Annotated in this window: 11 protein-coding genes, 1 tRNA gene and 1 pseudogene; 1 reads left to right on the forward strand and 12 read right to left on the reverse strand. The window is 70.5% G+C overall.

From position 1 onward, the window contains the following. Positions 1-49 precede the first annotated feature (49 nt). Complete coding sequence (absR1, locus tag IG99_RS29985; RefSeq protein ID WP_037679281.1) at positions 50-1,135, forward strand: beta-glucuronidase AbsR1; 1,086 nt, start codon at positions 50-52, stop codon at positions 1,133-1,135. Positions 1,136-1,303: 168 nt separating this feature from the next. On the opposite strand, the gene IG99_RS29990 is transcribed toward absR1, so the two are convergent. From IG99_RS29990 to IG99_RS30035, 12 genes and pseudogenes are all read right to left on the reverse strand, one after another. Next, positions 1,304-3,256, reverse strand: coding sequence for an RICIN domain-containing protein (locus IG99_RS29990; RefSeq protein ID WP_234312015.1), 1,953 nt, complete (start codon positions 3,254-3,256; stop codon positions 1,304-1,306). A gap of 354 nt (positions 3,257-3,610) precedes the next feature. Continuing rightward, positions 3,611-4,984 carry an NtaA/DmoA family FMN-dependent monooxygenase gene (locus IG99_RS29995; RefSeq protein ID WP_037679284.1) on the reverse strand — a complete coding sequence of 458 codons (1,374 nt, stop codon included), beginning with the start codon at positions 4,982-4,984 and terminating at the stop codon, positions 3,611-3,613. Between the two features lie 20 nt (positions 4,985-5,004). Next, positions 5,005-6,207: an LLM class flavin-dependent oxidoreductase gene (locus IG99_RS30000; protein WP_037679288.1), complete on the reverse strand. Its 1,203-nt coding sequence runs from the start codon at positions 6,205-6,207 to the stop codon at positions 5,005-5,007. Between the two features lie 83 nt (positions 6,208-6,290). Then, positions 6,291-6,437 carry a putative leader peptide gene (locus tag IG99_RS49045; RefSeq protein ID WP_158973265.1) on the reverse strand — a complete coding sequence of 49 codons (147 nt, stop codon included), beginning with the start codon at positions 6,435-6,437 and terminating at the stop codon, positions 6,291-6,293. Then, positions 6,434-7,218: pseudogene (locus tag IG99_RS30005) on the reverse strand (GNAT family N-acetyltransferase). The gene IG99_RS49045 and the pseudogene IG99_RS30005 overlap by 4 nt, the downstream one beginning before the upstream one ends. Then, positions 7,215-8,237, reverse strand: coding sequence for an ABC transporter substrate-binding protein (locus tag IG99_RS30010; RefSeq protein ID WP_037679290.1), 1,023 nt, complete (start codon positions 8,235-8,237; stop codon positions 7,215-7,217). The pseudogene IG99_RS30005 and the gene IG99_RS30010 overlap by 4 nt, the downstream one beginning before the upstream one ends. A gap of 70 nt (positions 8,238-8,307) precedes the next feature. Then, positions 8,308-9,138, reverse strand: coding sequence for an amino acid ABC transporter ATP-binding protein (locus IG99_RS30015; protein WP_234312016.1), 831 nt, complete (start codon positions 9,136-9,138; stop codon positions 8,308-8,310). Then, positions 9,135-10,127 (reverse strand): amino acid ABC transporter permease, encoded by a 993-nt coding sequence (locus IG99_RS30020; protein WP_037679292.1) that lies wholly within the window; start codon positions 10,125-10,127, stop codon positions 9,135-9,137. Before IG99_RS30020 ends, IG99_RS30015 begins: the two co-directional genes overlap by 4 nt. 444 nt (positions 10,128-10,571) lie before the next feature. Beyond that, entirely contained in the window at positions 10,572-11,468 is an 897-nt protein-coding gene (locus IG99_RS30025; RefSeq protein WP_037679294.1) for a glutathione S-transferase C-terminal domain-containing protein, read from the reverse strand. Between the two features lie 74 nt (positions 11,469-11,542). Then, on the reverse strand, positions 11,543-11,665 hold the full coding sequence (locus IG99_RS51725; RefSeq protein WP_324606143.1) for a putative leader peptide: 123 nt from the start codon (positions 11,663-11,665) through the stop codon (positions 11,543-11,545). Between the two features lie 794 nt (positions 11,666-12,459). Further along, entirely contained in the window at positions 12,460-14,274 is a 1,815-nt protein-coding gene (locus tag IG99_RS30030) for an ABC transporter ATP-binding protein (RefSeq protein WP_078947985.1), read from the reverse strand. A 272-nt stretch (positions 14,275-14,546) separates the two neighbouring features. Beyond that, positions 14,547-14,620: transfer RNA gene (locus tag IG99_RS30035), tRNA-Pro, on the reverse strand. Positions 14,621-14,745 lie beyond the last annotated feature (125 nt).

Raw genomic sequence — 14,745 nt, forward strand, 5'->3', positions numbered from 1 at the left:
TAGCCCCCGACTCAGGCGCCGGGGCGGCCGTCGACGGCACTGTGGACGCATGACCGGACGCTACTGCTCCCTCGCGCAGCAGCCGGCCCCCGCGTTCGCACCGGGGCTGGCCGCCGAGCGGATCGGTGCGCTCGTCGGGGGACGTCCGATGTGGGTCAACGGCACGGTCCTGCACTACTGCTTCTTCGACGGCGACTCCGACGGCTCCGTCATTCCCGTACCGGGAACCGGCGAGGTCCGGCGGGTGTCGTGGGTCGGCGCCAAGGAGCAGCGGGACGTGGTGCGCGAGTGCTTCAAGGAGTGGCAGGACCTCGGCATCGGGCTGACGTTCGCCGAGGTCGAGGACCGTTCGGAGGCCGAGCTGCGCATCGGGTTCCAGCAGGGCGACGGCTCCTGGTCGACCGTGGGCAGGGACGCGCTCCAGGTCGCTCTGAACGAGCGGACCATGAACTTCGGCTGGGACCTGACCGCGCCCGGGGAGCACGGGACGGCCCTGCACGAGATCGGGCACGCGCTGGGCATGCTGCACGAGCACCAGAGCCCGTTCGCCGGGATCCACTGGGACGACGAGGCCGTGTACGCCGATCTGGCGGGCCCGCCGAACTTCTGGAGCCGGGACACGACGTTCTTCAACATCCTGCGCAAACTGGACCCGGCCGAGGTCAACGGCTCGGTCTGGGACCCGCTGTCCATCATGGAGTACCCCTTCTCTTCGGGGCTGATCCTGGAGCCGGAGCAGTACCGTGCGGGCGTGCACCCGCCCGGAGCCCTGTCCCCCCTCGACAAGGAGTTCGCGCTCCGCTGGTATCCGCCGGCCTGCCCCTCCCGGCCTCCCGCGCTGGTGCCGTTCCGCTCGGCGCCGCTACGGCTGGCCCCGGGCGGCCAGGCCGACTTCACCGTCGAACCGCCCGAGACCCGTGACTACACCGTGGGCACCTTCGGCGACAGCGACACCGTCGTCGTGGTCTTCGAGGAGCGGGACGCCGAACCCCGCTACCTCACCGCCCAGGACGACGGTGGCACCCCGCACAACACCGCCATCAAGGCCCGCTTCGTCAAGGGCCGCCGCTACTTCGTCCGCGTCCGCCTGTACTCCACCTGGGGCTCGGGCGAGACAGCCGTCATGTACTGGTGACAACCCGCCCGCTCACACGCGGGCACCCGAACCACAGTCCGGCACCGGGGGAGCGGTCGGGCAGGTCGCCTTTCAGGGGGAGGGCGACCTGTCCGACCACGCCATGTCGTGGGGGGGCGCGGCGGTGCGCTCACGTGCTTGGGGGCCGCTCGGGCTGTTGTCGGGGTGTCAGAGGGCGATGATCTGCCACTGCTGCTCGGGTGCGCGGGTGTAGGTGAACTGGTTGATGTTGGCCCCGTCGGCGGTCGAGCCCGCGTCGACGTTGAGCGACAGTCCGCTGAACCGGTTGATGAGGTAGTAGTAGCCGTCGCCGGTGGGCGTGACCGCCCAGTGCTGCTGGGGAACGTTGTTGTCCGCATAGATGGAGACGTTTCCGCCGTCCACCCGGGAGAGTCCGGCCACCTCCATCAGCTTGCCGCTGTTCACGTTCTTGATCTCGTAGTAGCCGTCTCCGGTCGAGGCGAAGGTCCACTTCTGGGCGGTGTTGTTCAGCCACGGCCACTGCTGGATGTTGGTGCCGTTGGCGGTGCCGAAGTTGAACACGTCGACGACCTTGCCGCTCTTGCGGTTGACGATGCGATAGACCGTGCCGTTGCCCGGCAGGACACTCGACACCAGCGCCGGCTTGGCCGTCCGGCCGCCGATCCGGACGCCGCCGATGTTGGCGTAGCCGCCGGTGGCCGCGTTGGCCTGGATCCGTACGAAGCCCACGTTCCGGGCGGGCCACTCGACCACCTTGGGGGCACGGCCGCCGGCCCAGGTGCCGGTGGCGACCTGGGTGAAGTTCGTGCCGTCGGTGCTGGTGGAGATGGTGTAAGAGGTGATGTCGCCGTCGGTGGTGTCGTTGCGGCCCCACTGCTTGGGCAGGTACTCCAGGGTGGAGACACTGCTCCACACCCCGCCCAGATCGATCGTGATCGAGTGCGGCAGGGCCGGGGCCAGTCCCCACGTCGACCAGCAGGTCTCGTAGCCCTTGTCGCTCAGCCCGTCGATGGCGTTGAGCGGTCCCTCGCCGGTGTGGAATCCGGTCGCGTAGGCGCTGACGGGCGTCACGGGGTGCTCGGCGCGCAGCGGCTGGGTGGGCAGCGGCGGGCGGGAGGTGTTGGGGCTCCAGGCCGCTCCGACTTCGGCGAGTCGGTTGACGATGTTGGTGTCCAGCTTGCCGTTGCGGTTGGGCGGGCAGTTGAGGATGAACGAGGTGTACTTCGGTTCCAGGTCGGTCAGGTGCGACAGGATCGCCGCCTTGCTCATCGGGTCGGTGGTCGGCGTGGTCGGGTGCCAGAACCACCCGTTGCTGATCGTCTGTCCCTGCGTGGCGGCGTAGGTGTTCCCGGCCGGCGCTGTGACGCCGAGCGGCTCCTCGAAGTAGATCGCGTCGCCGAGCCACGGCACCGACAGCCCGCCGTGGTCGATCATGACGATGTCCGGCTGGAGCGACTTCACGTGCTCGCGGATCGTCTGGTAGGAGACGGCCTGCTGGCCCATCTGCCAGGCGTAACCGTCGGTGACGAACAGGTCGATGGTGCCGTAGTTGGTGAGCAGCTCGGTGATCTGACCGAGTATGAAGGTCATGTCGGCGGGCTGGATGGCATCGGTGGTGTCGAGCCCGGACACCTTGTGCCGGCTCTCCCATGCCTCGACGCCGAAGGTGCGGTCCCAGATCGAGTAGTAAAGTCCGACCTTCAGCCCCTTCGCCCGGAACGCGTCGCAGTAGGCCCTCACCACGTCCTGCTTGTAGGAGCTGTTCGCGACATTCTGGGTACCGTAGGCGCTCGGCCACAGGGCGAAGCCGTCATGGTGCTTGGTCGTCAGGATGCCGTAGCTCATCTTCGCCGCCACGGCGGCGTCCGCCCACTGGGCGCAGTCCACGGCCGTGGGGGCGAACAGGGTCGGGCTCTGGTTGGGCTCGGCCCACTCCTGGTTGGTGAAGGTGCCCAGGTTGAAGTGGTTGAACATGCCGAACCGCATGTTCGCCAGCTTCTCCAGGTTGGTCTGCAGGTCGGCGGCTGCCGCCTGCGTCAGCAGGGGCGACAGAGCGGGGACCACGGGCAGCGCGGTCGCGGCCGCAGCGGCGCCCGCGGCACCCAGCAGCGCGCGACGGGACAGTCTTCCTGACGACATGGGCGTACTCCCTGTTGAGGGTGGCTCTGAGGTTCGGGGTGAGGCGGCTGGGAGCTGCAGCCCGAGGGCATGCGGGCTCCAGACTTTCGGGCGCGGCCCTCCTTGTGGGCTCCGAAGGGCCGGATGTTACGCATGAAGGTCGATGACGTAACTGCCTCATGTCAACAGGTGAGAGGATGAAAGTACGCACAGCCAGAGCGAAATTGGCGGTTTGATCCCCATAAGGACGTTTTCTCCTGCCGTAGACATGCCATGTTTCGCAGGAGGCGGAGGGTGGCCTCAGAAGCGCCGCAGCGGTTCCGGGAGCGGCGCACCCGGCTGCGGCGGCGTGACTGGAAGGACTGACCACTCAGTTCACGACGCCGCCCGCTCCTCGCCCACCGTGTCCGGGTGGGCGAGGCCGAGGTGGTCGCGGAGGGTGGTGCCCTCGTAGTCCGTGCGGAAGACGCCCTGTTCCTGCAGGAGCGGGACCACCTTGTCGGCGAAGTCGTCGAGGCCGCCGGGGGTGATGTGCGGGACGAGGATGAAGCCGTCGCTCGCGTCGGCCTGGACGTACTCGTTGATGGTCCTGGCGACGGTGGCCGGGGAGCCGATGAAGTTCTGGCGGTTGCCGGTCTCGATGACGAGGTCACGGATGGACCAGTTGTTGGCCGCCGCCAGCTCCCGCCATTCGCGGGCGGTGGCCAGCGGGTCGCGGTACATACGGACCTGGGCGCGGCCGCGGGAGACGGTGTGCTCGCCGGGCAGCGGGTCGATGTCCGGGAGCGGTCCGTCCGGGTCGTACGAGGAGAGGTCCCGGTTCCAGACCCACTCCAGGTGCTTGAGGGCGGTCGCGCCGCTGACCTGCCGGCGGCGTACCTCGTGGGCGGTCTCCTCGGCCTCGGCGTCGGTGTCGCCGAGGACGAAGCTCGCGGCGGGCAGGATGAGCAGCTGGTCGGGGCGGCGGCCGTACTTGGCGAGGCGGGACTTGACGTCCGTGTAGAAGGCCTGGCCGGTGTCGAGGGTGGCGTACCGGCTGAAGATGGCGTCCGCACTGGACGCGGCGAACTCGCGGCCCTCCTCGGAGTCTCCGGCCTGGAAGATCACCGGGCGGCCCTGGGGGCTGCGCGGGACGTTGAAGCGGCCGTGGATGTCGAAGTGCTGCCCCTCGTGGACGAAGGCGCCGGCCTTGGCGTCGCTGAGGAAGGTGCCGGTGGCCTGGTCGGCGACGACCTCGTCACCTCGCCAGGAGTCGAAGAGCTCGTGCGCCGTGGACAGGAACTCCTTGGCTCGGGAGTAGCGCTCGTCCTGCGGCAGGAAGCCGCCGCGGCGGAAGTTCTCGCCGGTGAAGGCGTCCCAGGAGGTGACGACGTTCCAGGCGGAGCGGCCGTCGGAGAGGTGGTCGAGGCTGGCGAACTGGCGGGCCACCTCGTAGGGCTCGTTGAAGGTGGAGTTGATGGTGCCGGTCAGGCCGAGGCGCTCGGTGACGGCGGCGAGCGCGGTGAGGACGGTGAAGGTGTCGGGGCGGCCGACGACGTCCAGGTCGTAGATCTTGCCGCCCTGTTCGCGGAGCCTGAGCCCCTCGGCGAGGAACAGGAAGTCGAACTTGGCGCGTTCGGCGGTCTTCGCGAAGTGCACGAAGGAACTGAACTCGATGTGGCTGCCGGCCTTCGGGTCGCTCCACACGGTGGTGTTGTTGACGCCGGGGAAGTGCGCGGCCAGGTGGATCTGCTTCAGGGGCTTGCTCATGGAAGTGGTGTCCCTCCGGCTCAGGCGGCGGCGTAGCGGTTGGCGGGGCGGGGCAGGCCCAGCAGTCCGCGCAGGGTGTCGGCCTCGTAGGCGCGGCGGAAGGCGCCCCGGCGCTGGAGTTCGGGGACCAGACCGCGGGTGATCGCCGGGAGGTCGTGGCCGGCCACGGCGGGCCGCAGCCGGAACCCGGTCAGGCCGGCCGACTGGAACTCCTGAAGCAGGTCGGCGAGTTGGGCGGGGGTGCCGGTGAAGATCCGGGCGTCACTGGTGTACGGCTCTCCGGCGAGGGCGTCCAGGCGGTCCTTGCGGGCCGCGGCCTCGGCGGGGTCGTCGTCGAGGAAGACCACCAGGTCGCCGAAGACGTGCAGCGTCTCCCCCGCGCGGCCGGCGGTCTCCTGCTCGGCGCGGATCTCGGCGAGAATCGCGCGGGCCCGGTCGGTGTCGTGCGGGGTGATGTAGCCGATGTCGGCCGCCCGGGCCACCAGCCGGTACGGGACGGTGTCGTGGGCGAGGGCGGTGACGAGGGGCTGTCCCTGCGGCGGGCGGGGGGTGATGGACGGGCCCTTGACGCTGAAGTGCGGTCCCTCGAAGTCGATGTAGTGCAGCTTGTCACGGTCGATGAAGCGGCCGGTGGCGGCGTCGCGGATCTCCGCGTCGTCCTCCCAGCTGTCCCAGAGACGGCGTACGACCTCGACGTGGTCGGCGGCCTCGTCGAAGAGGTCGCGCAGCACGGCCGGCGCGTCCGGGCTGTCGTAGGCCTCGATGCGCGCGATGGTGCGGCGGCCGAAGTGGGCGGCCTCGTGGGGGCGGGCGCTGATCTGGACACGCAGCCCGGCGCGGCCGGTGCTGACGTAGTCGAGGGTGGCGATGGCCTTGGAGATGTGGAACGGCTCGGTGTGTGTGGCGATGACGGTCGGTACGAGGCCGATGTGCCGGGTGAGCGGGGCGACCCTGGAGGCGATCAGGACGGCGTCCAGGCGGCCGCGTACCTGGTCGGTGCGGTCGTCCGGGTCCAGGAAGTGCGAGGACTGCGGGCCGAGGCCGTCCTCGATGGTGACGAAGTCGATGAGGCCGCGCTCGGCCTCCTGGACCAGGTCGGTCCAGTGTCCGGCGGTGAACAGGTCCCGGGGGCGGGCGACCGGCTCGCGCCAGGAGGCGGGGTGCCAGCCGGTGCCGTCGAGGGCGACGGCGAGGTGCAGATGAGCAGGGTGGGTCGAGGACACGAGGGGTGCCTTCCTGGAGGTCCGTCCGTACGAGAATCACCGGCCCCGGAGACGTCACGGGCGCACGGTGCGGGAGAAACGGGTCAGGAGCAACAGAGCGCGCCGGCCACGCGCTGGAGGTCGATGTGGGGCCGGGAGTGGAGGTGAACGGTGCGGGACGTCCGGGTCACGTCCGCCACCTCCTTCTTCTCGCGCGGGACCGACGCCGCGCACATCTCGTCGTCAGTCACAACGGCCGTACCTCGCCGGGTGTTCCCCGTTCCGGAGTGTGGACCCGGAGGATCGGCGAGCGGCGGCACAGGGTGAAGCCGAGCGACTCGTAGAGACTGATCGCCGGGGTGTTGTCCGCGGCCGCGTGCAGGAACGGGGTCTCGCCGCGGGCGCGGATGCCCGCGGCGACCGCGCGGACGAGGCGGGTGGCCAGGCCCCGGCCTCGGTGGTCCGGGTCGGTGCAGACGGCGCTGATCTCCGTCCAGCCGGGCAGCCGAAGCCTCCCCCGGCCTCGGCCGGGGGGACCCCCATCTCGCTTCGCTCGCCCGCCATGGCGATCAGCCGTCCCTGGTGGCGGATGCCGAGGTACGTACCGAGGGCGATGGTGCGCTCGAGGAACGGGCCCGGCCGGGTGCGGGCGACGAGGTCCAGGATCTCCGGGACGTCCGCGGGGCCGAGGAGGACCGCCTCCGGGGCGTGTTCGACGCACAGCCCGGTGTCGACGAGTTGCACACCCTCCCCGCCACCGACGACCACCCAGCCCTCGGGGACACGGTCGGCCGGCTTGAGCCGTACGACGCTTCGCGGGCCGACGAGTTCGCGCAGGTCGGCCCAGGCGGCCGTATCCGCCGGGTCGGCGAGCGCGGCGAAGGCGTACACGTCGGCCGGGTAGCGGGCCGCCTGGCCCACCCGTTCGGCGAGGTTGGCGTGCGGTCCGCTCAGCGCGTGCCAGACGGCGTTGTCCAGGGGGTGTGCGCCGGTGCGCGTGGCGGCACCCCCCGGGCGGGCTTCGGTCGTCACGAGTTGTCCAGCGGCAGTCCGGGCGGGTTGACCTCGGACGTGGCGACGGCCTCGTTGGAGAGGTTCCAGGCCTTGAGCCACTTGGCGTACTGACCGTGCTCGATCAGGTAGTTGATGGCGTCGGCGAGGGGCTTGGCGAGGCCGCTGTCCTTCTTGGCGGTCGCGGCGATCAGCCCCTGCAGCGATGCGCCGGCGCCGGAGAACTGGCCCGCGATACGGGTCGCCTGGGGCGTGCCGGCGGTCTTCGCCGCGTGGTAGGCGAGGGCGGGGTTGGGGCCGAAGTAGGCGTCGATCTTGCCGCTGCTGAGCGCCAGGTAGATGCTGTTGCTCTCCTGGAAGTACTTGACGGTGAGGGGCTTCTTGCCCTCCTTGGCCAGCTTGGCCTTCCACTCCAGGAGGAGCTTCTCCTGGTTGGTGCCGTTGCCGACGGAGACCGTCCTGCCGGCGAGGTTCTCGTAGTCGCCGTCGAACTTCCAGGGGTTGTCCTTCTTCACCTCGAAGGCGAGGTCGTCCTTGCGGTAGGAGGCGAACTCGTACTTCTGCTTGCGCTCCTCGGTGTCGGTGACGTTGGAGAGGGCCACGTCGACCTTTCCGCTGTCGAGGCCGATGAACAGGTTCTCCCATGTCGAACTGCGCACCTCGGGCTCGAGACCGAAGACGGCGGCGATCAGCCGGCCGAGGTCGGGCTCGGAGCCGGTGGTGGTCTTCTGGTCGCTGCCCACGAAGCCGAGCGGCGGGTTGCCGGAGGGCAGGGTGCCGGACCCGATGACCAACTTGCCGCTCTTCTTGAGGGCCGCGGGCAGTTCGGCACTGATGGACTTCACCTCGGAGACCTTGAGGGCGGTCTCCTTGGCGGCGCCGTTGGACAACCGGCCCACGGTGACCGTGCCTGCGGTGTCGGTCCTGGCGGCGGCCTGGCTGTCGCCCCCGCAGGCGGCGAGCCCGGTGGCGAGGGTGGCGACGGCGGTCGCCGCGGTGATGCCGCGTGTCAGGCTGCGTCGGGAGATCTGGGTGGGCATGACTGTCCTTGTCGCTCGGAAAGGGTGCCGGGGTGGCGTGGGGTTGCGGATCTGTCGGGCTCGGGCCGGATCACAGGACCCTGCTGAGGAAGTCCCTGGTCCGTTCGTGTCGCGGCTTGTCCAGGACCTCGGCGGGCGGGCCCTGTTCGACGATGCGGCCGCCGTCGATGAAGACGACCCGGTCGGCGACCTCCCGGGCGAACCCGATCTCGTGCGTGACGATCACCAGGGTGGTGCCGCTTTTCGCGAGGTCCTTGATGACCGTGAGGACCTCGCCCACGAGTTCGGGGTCGAGGGCGGAGGTGGGCTCGTCGAAGAGGATGAGTCCCGGGCGCAGGGCCAGGGCCCGGGCGATGGCCACGCGTTGCTGCTGGCCGCCCGACAACTGCCGCGGGTAGGCGTCGGCCTTGTCCGCCAGGCCGACCCGGCCGAGGAGTTGGCGGGCCAGGATCAGGGCCTGCGCCTTGCCGAGCTTCCCGGTGGCCACGGGGGCGGCCGCCACGTTGTCGAGGACGGTCAGATGCGGGAAGAGGTTGAAGTTCTGGAAGACGAAGCCGATGCGGCTGCGCTGGGTGAGGATGGCCCGCTCGCTCAGCTCCCGCAGCCGGTCGCCGTTGCGGCGTACGCCGATCAGCTCGCCGTTGACGCTGACGTAGCCGCGTTCGGGCTTCTCCAGGTGGTTGATGACCCGCAGCAGGGTGGACTTGCCCGACCCGGACGGGCCGAGGATCACGGTGACCTCGCCGGGCCGCACGGTCAGGTCGACGCCGTCCAGCACGCGGTGGGCGCCGTACCACTTGTGCACGTCGTGCACTTCGACGGCGGCGGGCGCGGCCTCGGCGGTGGTGAGGGTGCCGGCGGTGGTCAGGTGTTCGGCGGTGGTGCCGTGTTCGGCGGTCATACGGCGGCCTCCCTGCGCAGGCGCTCACGCAGGTCGCGCAGGCCGGTGCGGAACTTCCGCAACGGGGTCGGCGGCCGGGAACGGGTGGCTCCCCGGGCGTAGTACCGCTCGACGTAGAACTGGATGACGGAGACGACGCTGGTCAGGATCAGGTACCAGACGGTGACGACCAGCAGCAGCGGCACGATGTCGCCGGGGTAGGTGGCGCCCATCGTCTGTGCGGTGCCGAACAGGTCCAGCAGGGACACGTAGAACACCAGTGAGGTGCTCTTGATCAGGCCGATCAGCTGGTTGACGTAGTTCGGGGTGATCGACCGCAGGGCTTGGGGGAAGACGATCCTGCGGAAGCGGTAGCCCTTCGGCAGGCCGAGGGCGGTGGCCGCCTCGTGCTGGCCCTGGTCGACGGAGAGGATGCCGCCGCGGACGACTTCCGCGGCGTAGGCCGCCTCGTTGAGGCTGAGGCCGATGACGGCGACGACCATGTCGGTGGCGAGCCGCGACTCGTCGAAGGAGAAGAAGGCGGGCCCGAAGGGCACTCCGACGCTCAGCGTCTTGTACAGGGCGCTGAAGTTGTAGAGGAAGAGCAGCACCACGATCAGCGGGATGGAGCGCAGTGCCCACACGTACGTCCAGCTGACCGCGCGCAGGACCGGGCTCTTCGAGAGCCGGGCCAGCGCGAGCAGGATGCCGCCGAGCAGGCCCAACACCGCGCTGTAGGCGGCGACTTCGAGGGTGATGAGCAGCCCGTCGAGGATGGTGGGCCGCAGGAACCAGTAGCCGAAGCGGTCCCACTGGTAGAAGGGGTTGGAGATCAGGCCGTGGACGGCCTGGGCGACCAGGACCAGGACGACCGCGGTGGCGATCCAGCGGCCGGGTTTGCGCAGCGGCTGAACTCGCTGGGGGGTGAGCTGCTTTGACGGTACGTCGGTGGGCGGCGGCTGGTGCGGTGCCTCGGCGAGAGACACGGCTGCGCCTTGGGGTTCACTCATGACGGGCTCCGGCGGAGTCGGACGCCCCGGCACGGCGGTGGGCCCCGCACGGGCACGGCCGCGGGAGCGAACGGGGGAAACCGCTCTGCGGCACGGAGCGACACGGGGGAGTGCACGGAACCGGGGGCTCTACAGGGGGAACGGCACACCGCTGAGGCGGTGTTGTTGTGCGAGGTGCGGGGCTGGAAGGACGTCAGCCCCGACAACGGGCACGGCCCGGTGCCGTACAGAGGGCGCTGTTCACGCGCAGCAGATCGACGGAGCGGTTGGCCACGAGGGGGTACGACAGTACGCGGCTCAGGGGGCGGCGGGTCGCCGTCCTGGGAGCTGCGTACATGTCGTCACCGTCACTGTTCCGGCCCGGTGGGCCTTCGCGCCGTCTGCGTCGCAAGTAACGCAGTCGGTAGGTCAGAATGTCAACGCGGGCCCACAATGTGGAACCGCTCAGGGGCGGTTGACCTGCGGAGGAGTATCGCCGCGGCCTGCCGCGTGGGCGGCCCAGTCCAGGATCTGGACGGCCGATCCAGCGGCCTCGAGCCCCCGGCACTGGGCCTGGTGGCGGCGGGCGATGCCGTCGAGGTCGAGGTGTGCGCCGAAGGCCGGGCGGGCGGCGAGGCGGCGGGCGTAGGCCCACAGGGCTGGGTGGTCGGCGATGCGGTGGACGGCGGTGGCGTCCAGGTGGTGGCGGTGCACGGTGTCGAGTTCGACCAGGGCGACCCACAACGCGATGTCCGCCGCGGTGATCTGATCGCCGATCAGGTACGAGTAGCCGGTGAGGCTGCGGTCCAGCGTGTCCAGGGTGGTGAGAAGCTTCTCCAGTGCGGCGGCGCGTTCGGCCGGCTCGGTGTCGGGCGCTCCGGCGCGCTGCGCGGCCTCCTCGATGCCCTCCGCGCACAACCGCTCGACGGCCTGGATCTCCGAGTCGCCGCCGTACGGGTACAGCGCCGGCCGGCCGCCGCCGAAGCCTCGCGCCAGGTCTCGGGTGATGTCGGGGGCGTGGGTGCTGACGATCCGCCCGGACCAGTCGTCGCTGAGCACCGGCCCGAGGGCCGCTCCGGTGTAGCGGTGCGCGCTGGCGTCGTACAGCGGCCGCAGGGCGGAGTGGCCGCCGTCGGGACAGTCGGGGACCTCGGGCAGGAGGGTCACCGGACAGGCCGCGTCGAGGCCGAGGAGTCCGTGGGTGACGGCGATGCGCAGGCCGGGGGCGGTGGCGGGCGACAGATGGAGGCGGTAGCGGCGCGGCACGGCGTAGTGGCCACTGCGGGCGTCCCGGCCGATCCGGCCCCGGAAGGCCGGGGCGGAAAGCTGGGTCGGGTGGGCGGCCGGCGGTGTGACGGACATGGTTCTCCCCGGAGGCGGGCGCGCGGACTACGCGCGACGGAAGCGACGTCGAGCAGGGGCGCAGGGACGTGGTGCTAGCCCCGAGGGCCGATCGAGCTGCAGACGCGCAGCAGATCGATGTGACGGCGGGAGGTCAGAAGAGGCGTCGGCCGCGACGTGCGGCTCACTCGGCCGGCGACCGCCTCCATGCGCCTCATGTTTCCCTACCTTTTCACTAGGATTCCTCTTCGGAGTGTCGATCCGCCGGGGGCCGCAGTCAAGAGGGTGTCCAACAGGTGGGTGGCGGAGAGGACCGTGACGGGAAGGCGGCGAGGAACGCAGAGGGGAAATCCGCCGGTCCGAGGGACGCGCGGTGCCTCGTAATGTTCCGAGCGCCTGGCCATCCATCTGTCAGCCGGCCGACGGCATCACGACCTGACGAGCCTCACCACCGCCTTCCCCCCTGGCCGAGCTCCTCCTCTCCGCCCCCGCCCAATCGTGCCGCCGTCGAGCTGACCGGCCTGGAGCGCATCGCCCAACTCCGTGTCCGGCTCCACGGCTTCGACCGCGACCGGAACCCGATCGCGGCACCGACGCCTCCCCAACGGCCGCCCGGAGCGACCGGCGGGCCGGCGAGGCCGAGAACCCGACCCTACGGACGAGGACGCCCCGCGAGGCCGCCGCTGCCTTCGCCCGGCGGGGGTGTCCGTGGAACGCCGGCGACCGGCGGAGAAGGTGATGACCCTCGCCCCCCGCGTCGGCGAAGGGCCGTTCGGGCCGGAGGCGCGTCCCGGGCGCACCCGGGTGGAGCAGACGGTGCTGTACCTGCACGGGGACCCGCGGCTCGCCGGCACCCCGCGGGACTCCCTGCCCACCGCCCGTCAACTCGCCCGCGCCACCGGGTACGCCGTGCTGATTCCGCGCGGCCTGCGCGAGGGTGGCCGTCGGCCTCGCCTCGGCCCAGGTCGACCCCGCCGGGCCGACCTCAGCCCAGAGCGACCCCCCGCCGGCCTCAGAGCAGGTCGGCTCCCGCCGGGCTGTCGTCGAGGAAGCCTCCCGACTGGTGCTGCCACAGTTTCGCGTAGGCGCCGTCCAGCGCGAGGAGTTCCTCGTGCGTGCCCTGCTCGACGATCCTGCCGCGGTCGAGGACGACGAGTCGGTCCATGCCGGCGACCGTGCTGAGCCGGTGCGCCACCACGAGCGCCGTCCGGCCTTCCATGAGCCGCCACAACGCCTCCTGGACCAGGATCTCGCTCTCGGAGTCCAGGGCGCTGGTCGCCTCGTCGAGAAGCAGGATCGGCGCGTCGCGCAGGATCGCCCGGGCGAGAGCGACCCGCTGGCGCTGCCCGCCGGACAGCTTGACGCCGCGCTCGCCGACGAGGGTGTGGAAACCGTCCGGCAGCGCGTCGGCGAACTCCGTGACGTGCGCCGCCTCGGCCGCGCGGCGGATCTCGGCGTCGGTGGCGTCGGGCCGGGCGAACGCGATGTTGTCGCGGAGCGTGCGGTGGAACATCGCCGGGTCCTGCGGCACGTAGGCGATCAGGCCGCGCAGGTCGGCCTGACGCAGCCGGCTGATGTCCTGCCCCCCGATCAGGATCCGGCCGGAGTCGATGTCCGCCATCCGCAGCAGCAGCCGGCTGAGCGTGGTCTTGCCCCCACCGGACCGGCCGACGAGACCGATCTTCGCCCCGCTGGGTACGGCCAGGTCGAGGTCCTCGAAGAGCGGCCCCGCACCGGTGTGGGCGAAGGTCACCCGCTCGAAGCGGATGTCGGCGCCCCGGGGCAGCAGCGGCTCCGGCGACACCGGATCGAGCACGCTCGGCGGCGTCAGCAGCAGTTCCGTGAACTGCGCGGCCTCCGTCATCGAGCTTTCCAGCCGCCGGTAGACCTGGTTGAACTCGAACATGATCCGCGTCGCGTTGCTGTAGTACGTGAAGGCGACCACGACCGCCTCGACACCGTGCGCGCCGCCGCCCAGCGTGACCGCGAGCAGCAGGCCCAGGGCGTTGGTCAGCACCGACATCGGTGCGACCAGCGTGTCGATGCGCAGGTTGCCGTAGTCCCACGACTTCACCATGAGCCGCCGCGACACCGCGACACGGGAGCGGTGCTCCGCGGCCTCGCGCTCCTCGGCGGCGAAGGCCCGGATCGTGTCCATGTTCATCAGGCTGTCGGCGACATGGCCCGACACCCGCGCGATCGCCTCCTCGCGCTGGTCGACGAGCCTCTGCCGGCGACGGATGAGGGGCGCGACGCACAGCGCCGTCGCTGCGATCATCACCAGGAGCCCGACCACGAGCAGCGGTTCGTAGCGCCACAGCACCACCGCCCCGAACAGGAGCGGCACGAACCGGCCCAGGATCTGGAAGGTCAGGGTGTCGACGAACTCCTCGAAACGGGAGGCGAAGCTCAGGACCCGCTTGGTCAGCGACCCGGCGAAGTTGTCGTGGAAGAACGCCGAGTCCTTGGCGAACAGTTCGTCCATGCCGATCACGTACAACTGCTCGACACCGAGGGCGTCGAGACGGTTCAGGCAATGTATGCCGACGCGCCACAGCGTCTCCGCCAGCAGGAGGACCCCGGCGAAGCCGAGGACGTAGGGCAGCGTCGAGCCGAGCGTGATCCCGGCGTCCCCGGAGATCCGGCCGACGAGTTTCGCGACGACCAACGGCGCGATGTAGTTCACGCCGATGTTGCCGAGCGCCGGCAGCAGCATGGCGGGCGCCGTCAGCCGACGCAGCCGGGCCAATTCCCGTCCGTAGTAACGAAGCGCGAGGAGCACCGAGCCCCTGCGCGGCGGAACCTCGCGCGATTCAGGCGATCCCATAACCACCCTGTGGTGTCGTGTGGCGGCCCGCGTGCTGGTCCGGACGGCTGCCGTCGCTCGAGGCACGCCCCATGGTGCGAGTACGCGCAGGCCAGAGACCGAAGTGTCCCGCGTCGACACCCGCGCGGTCCAAGCGTTTTACGGGCGCGCGGGGTTCTTCGGGGGGCTCGAAGGAAGCGGTCGGGGGTGGGAGGCGGCGCACCGCGCCACCGGAACATGGAAGAGACCGCCTCGGATCATTCCAAGACGGTCTCTGACCTGCTCTCAGCAAGTCGGGACGACAGGATTTGAACCTGCGACCCCTTGACCCCCAGTCAAGTGCGCTACCAAGCTGCGCCACGTCCCGGTGCGCCGCACGTGGTGACCCACGTGATCGCGCAGGTAAACACTACCGCACCCCCGGCGGTGCGTTCACACCGCACTCCAGCATGATCTTTGAAACGTTTCACCCAGCCGTCGGCCTCATACGTG

Origin of the sequence: Streptomyces griseus subsp. griseus, assembly GCF_000720255.1 — a bacterium.
GTDB classification, from domain to species: Bacteria; Actinomycetota; Actinomycetes; order Streptomycetales; family Streptomycetaceae; genus Streptomyces; species Streptomyces griseus_I.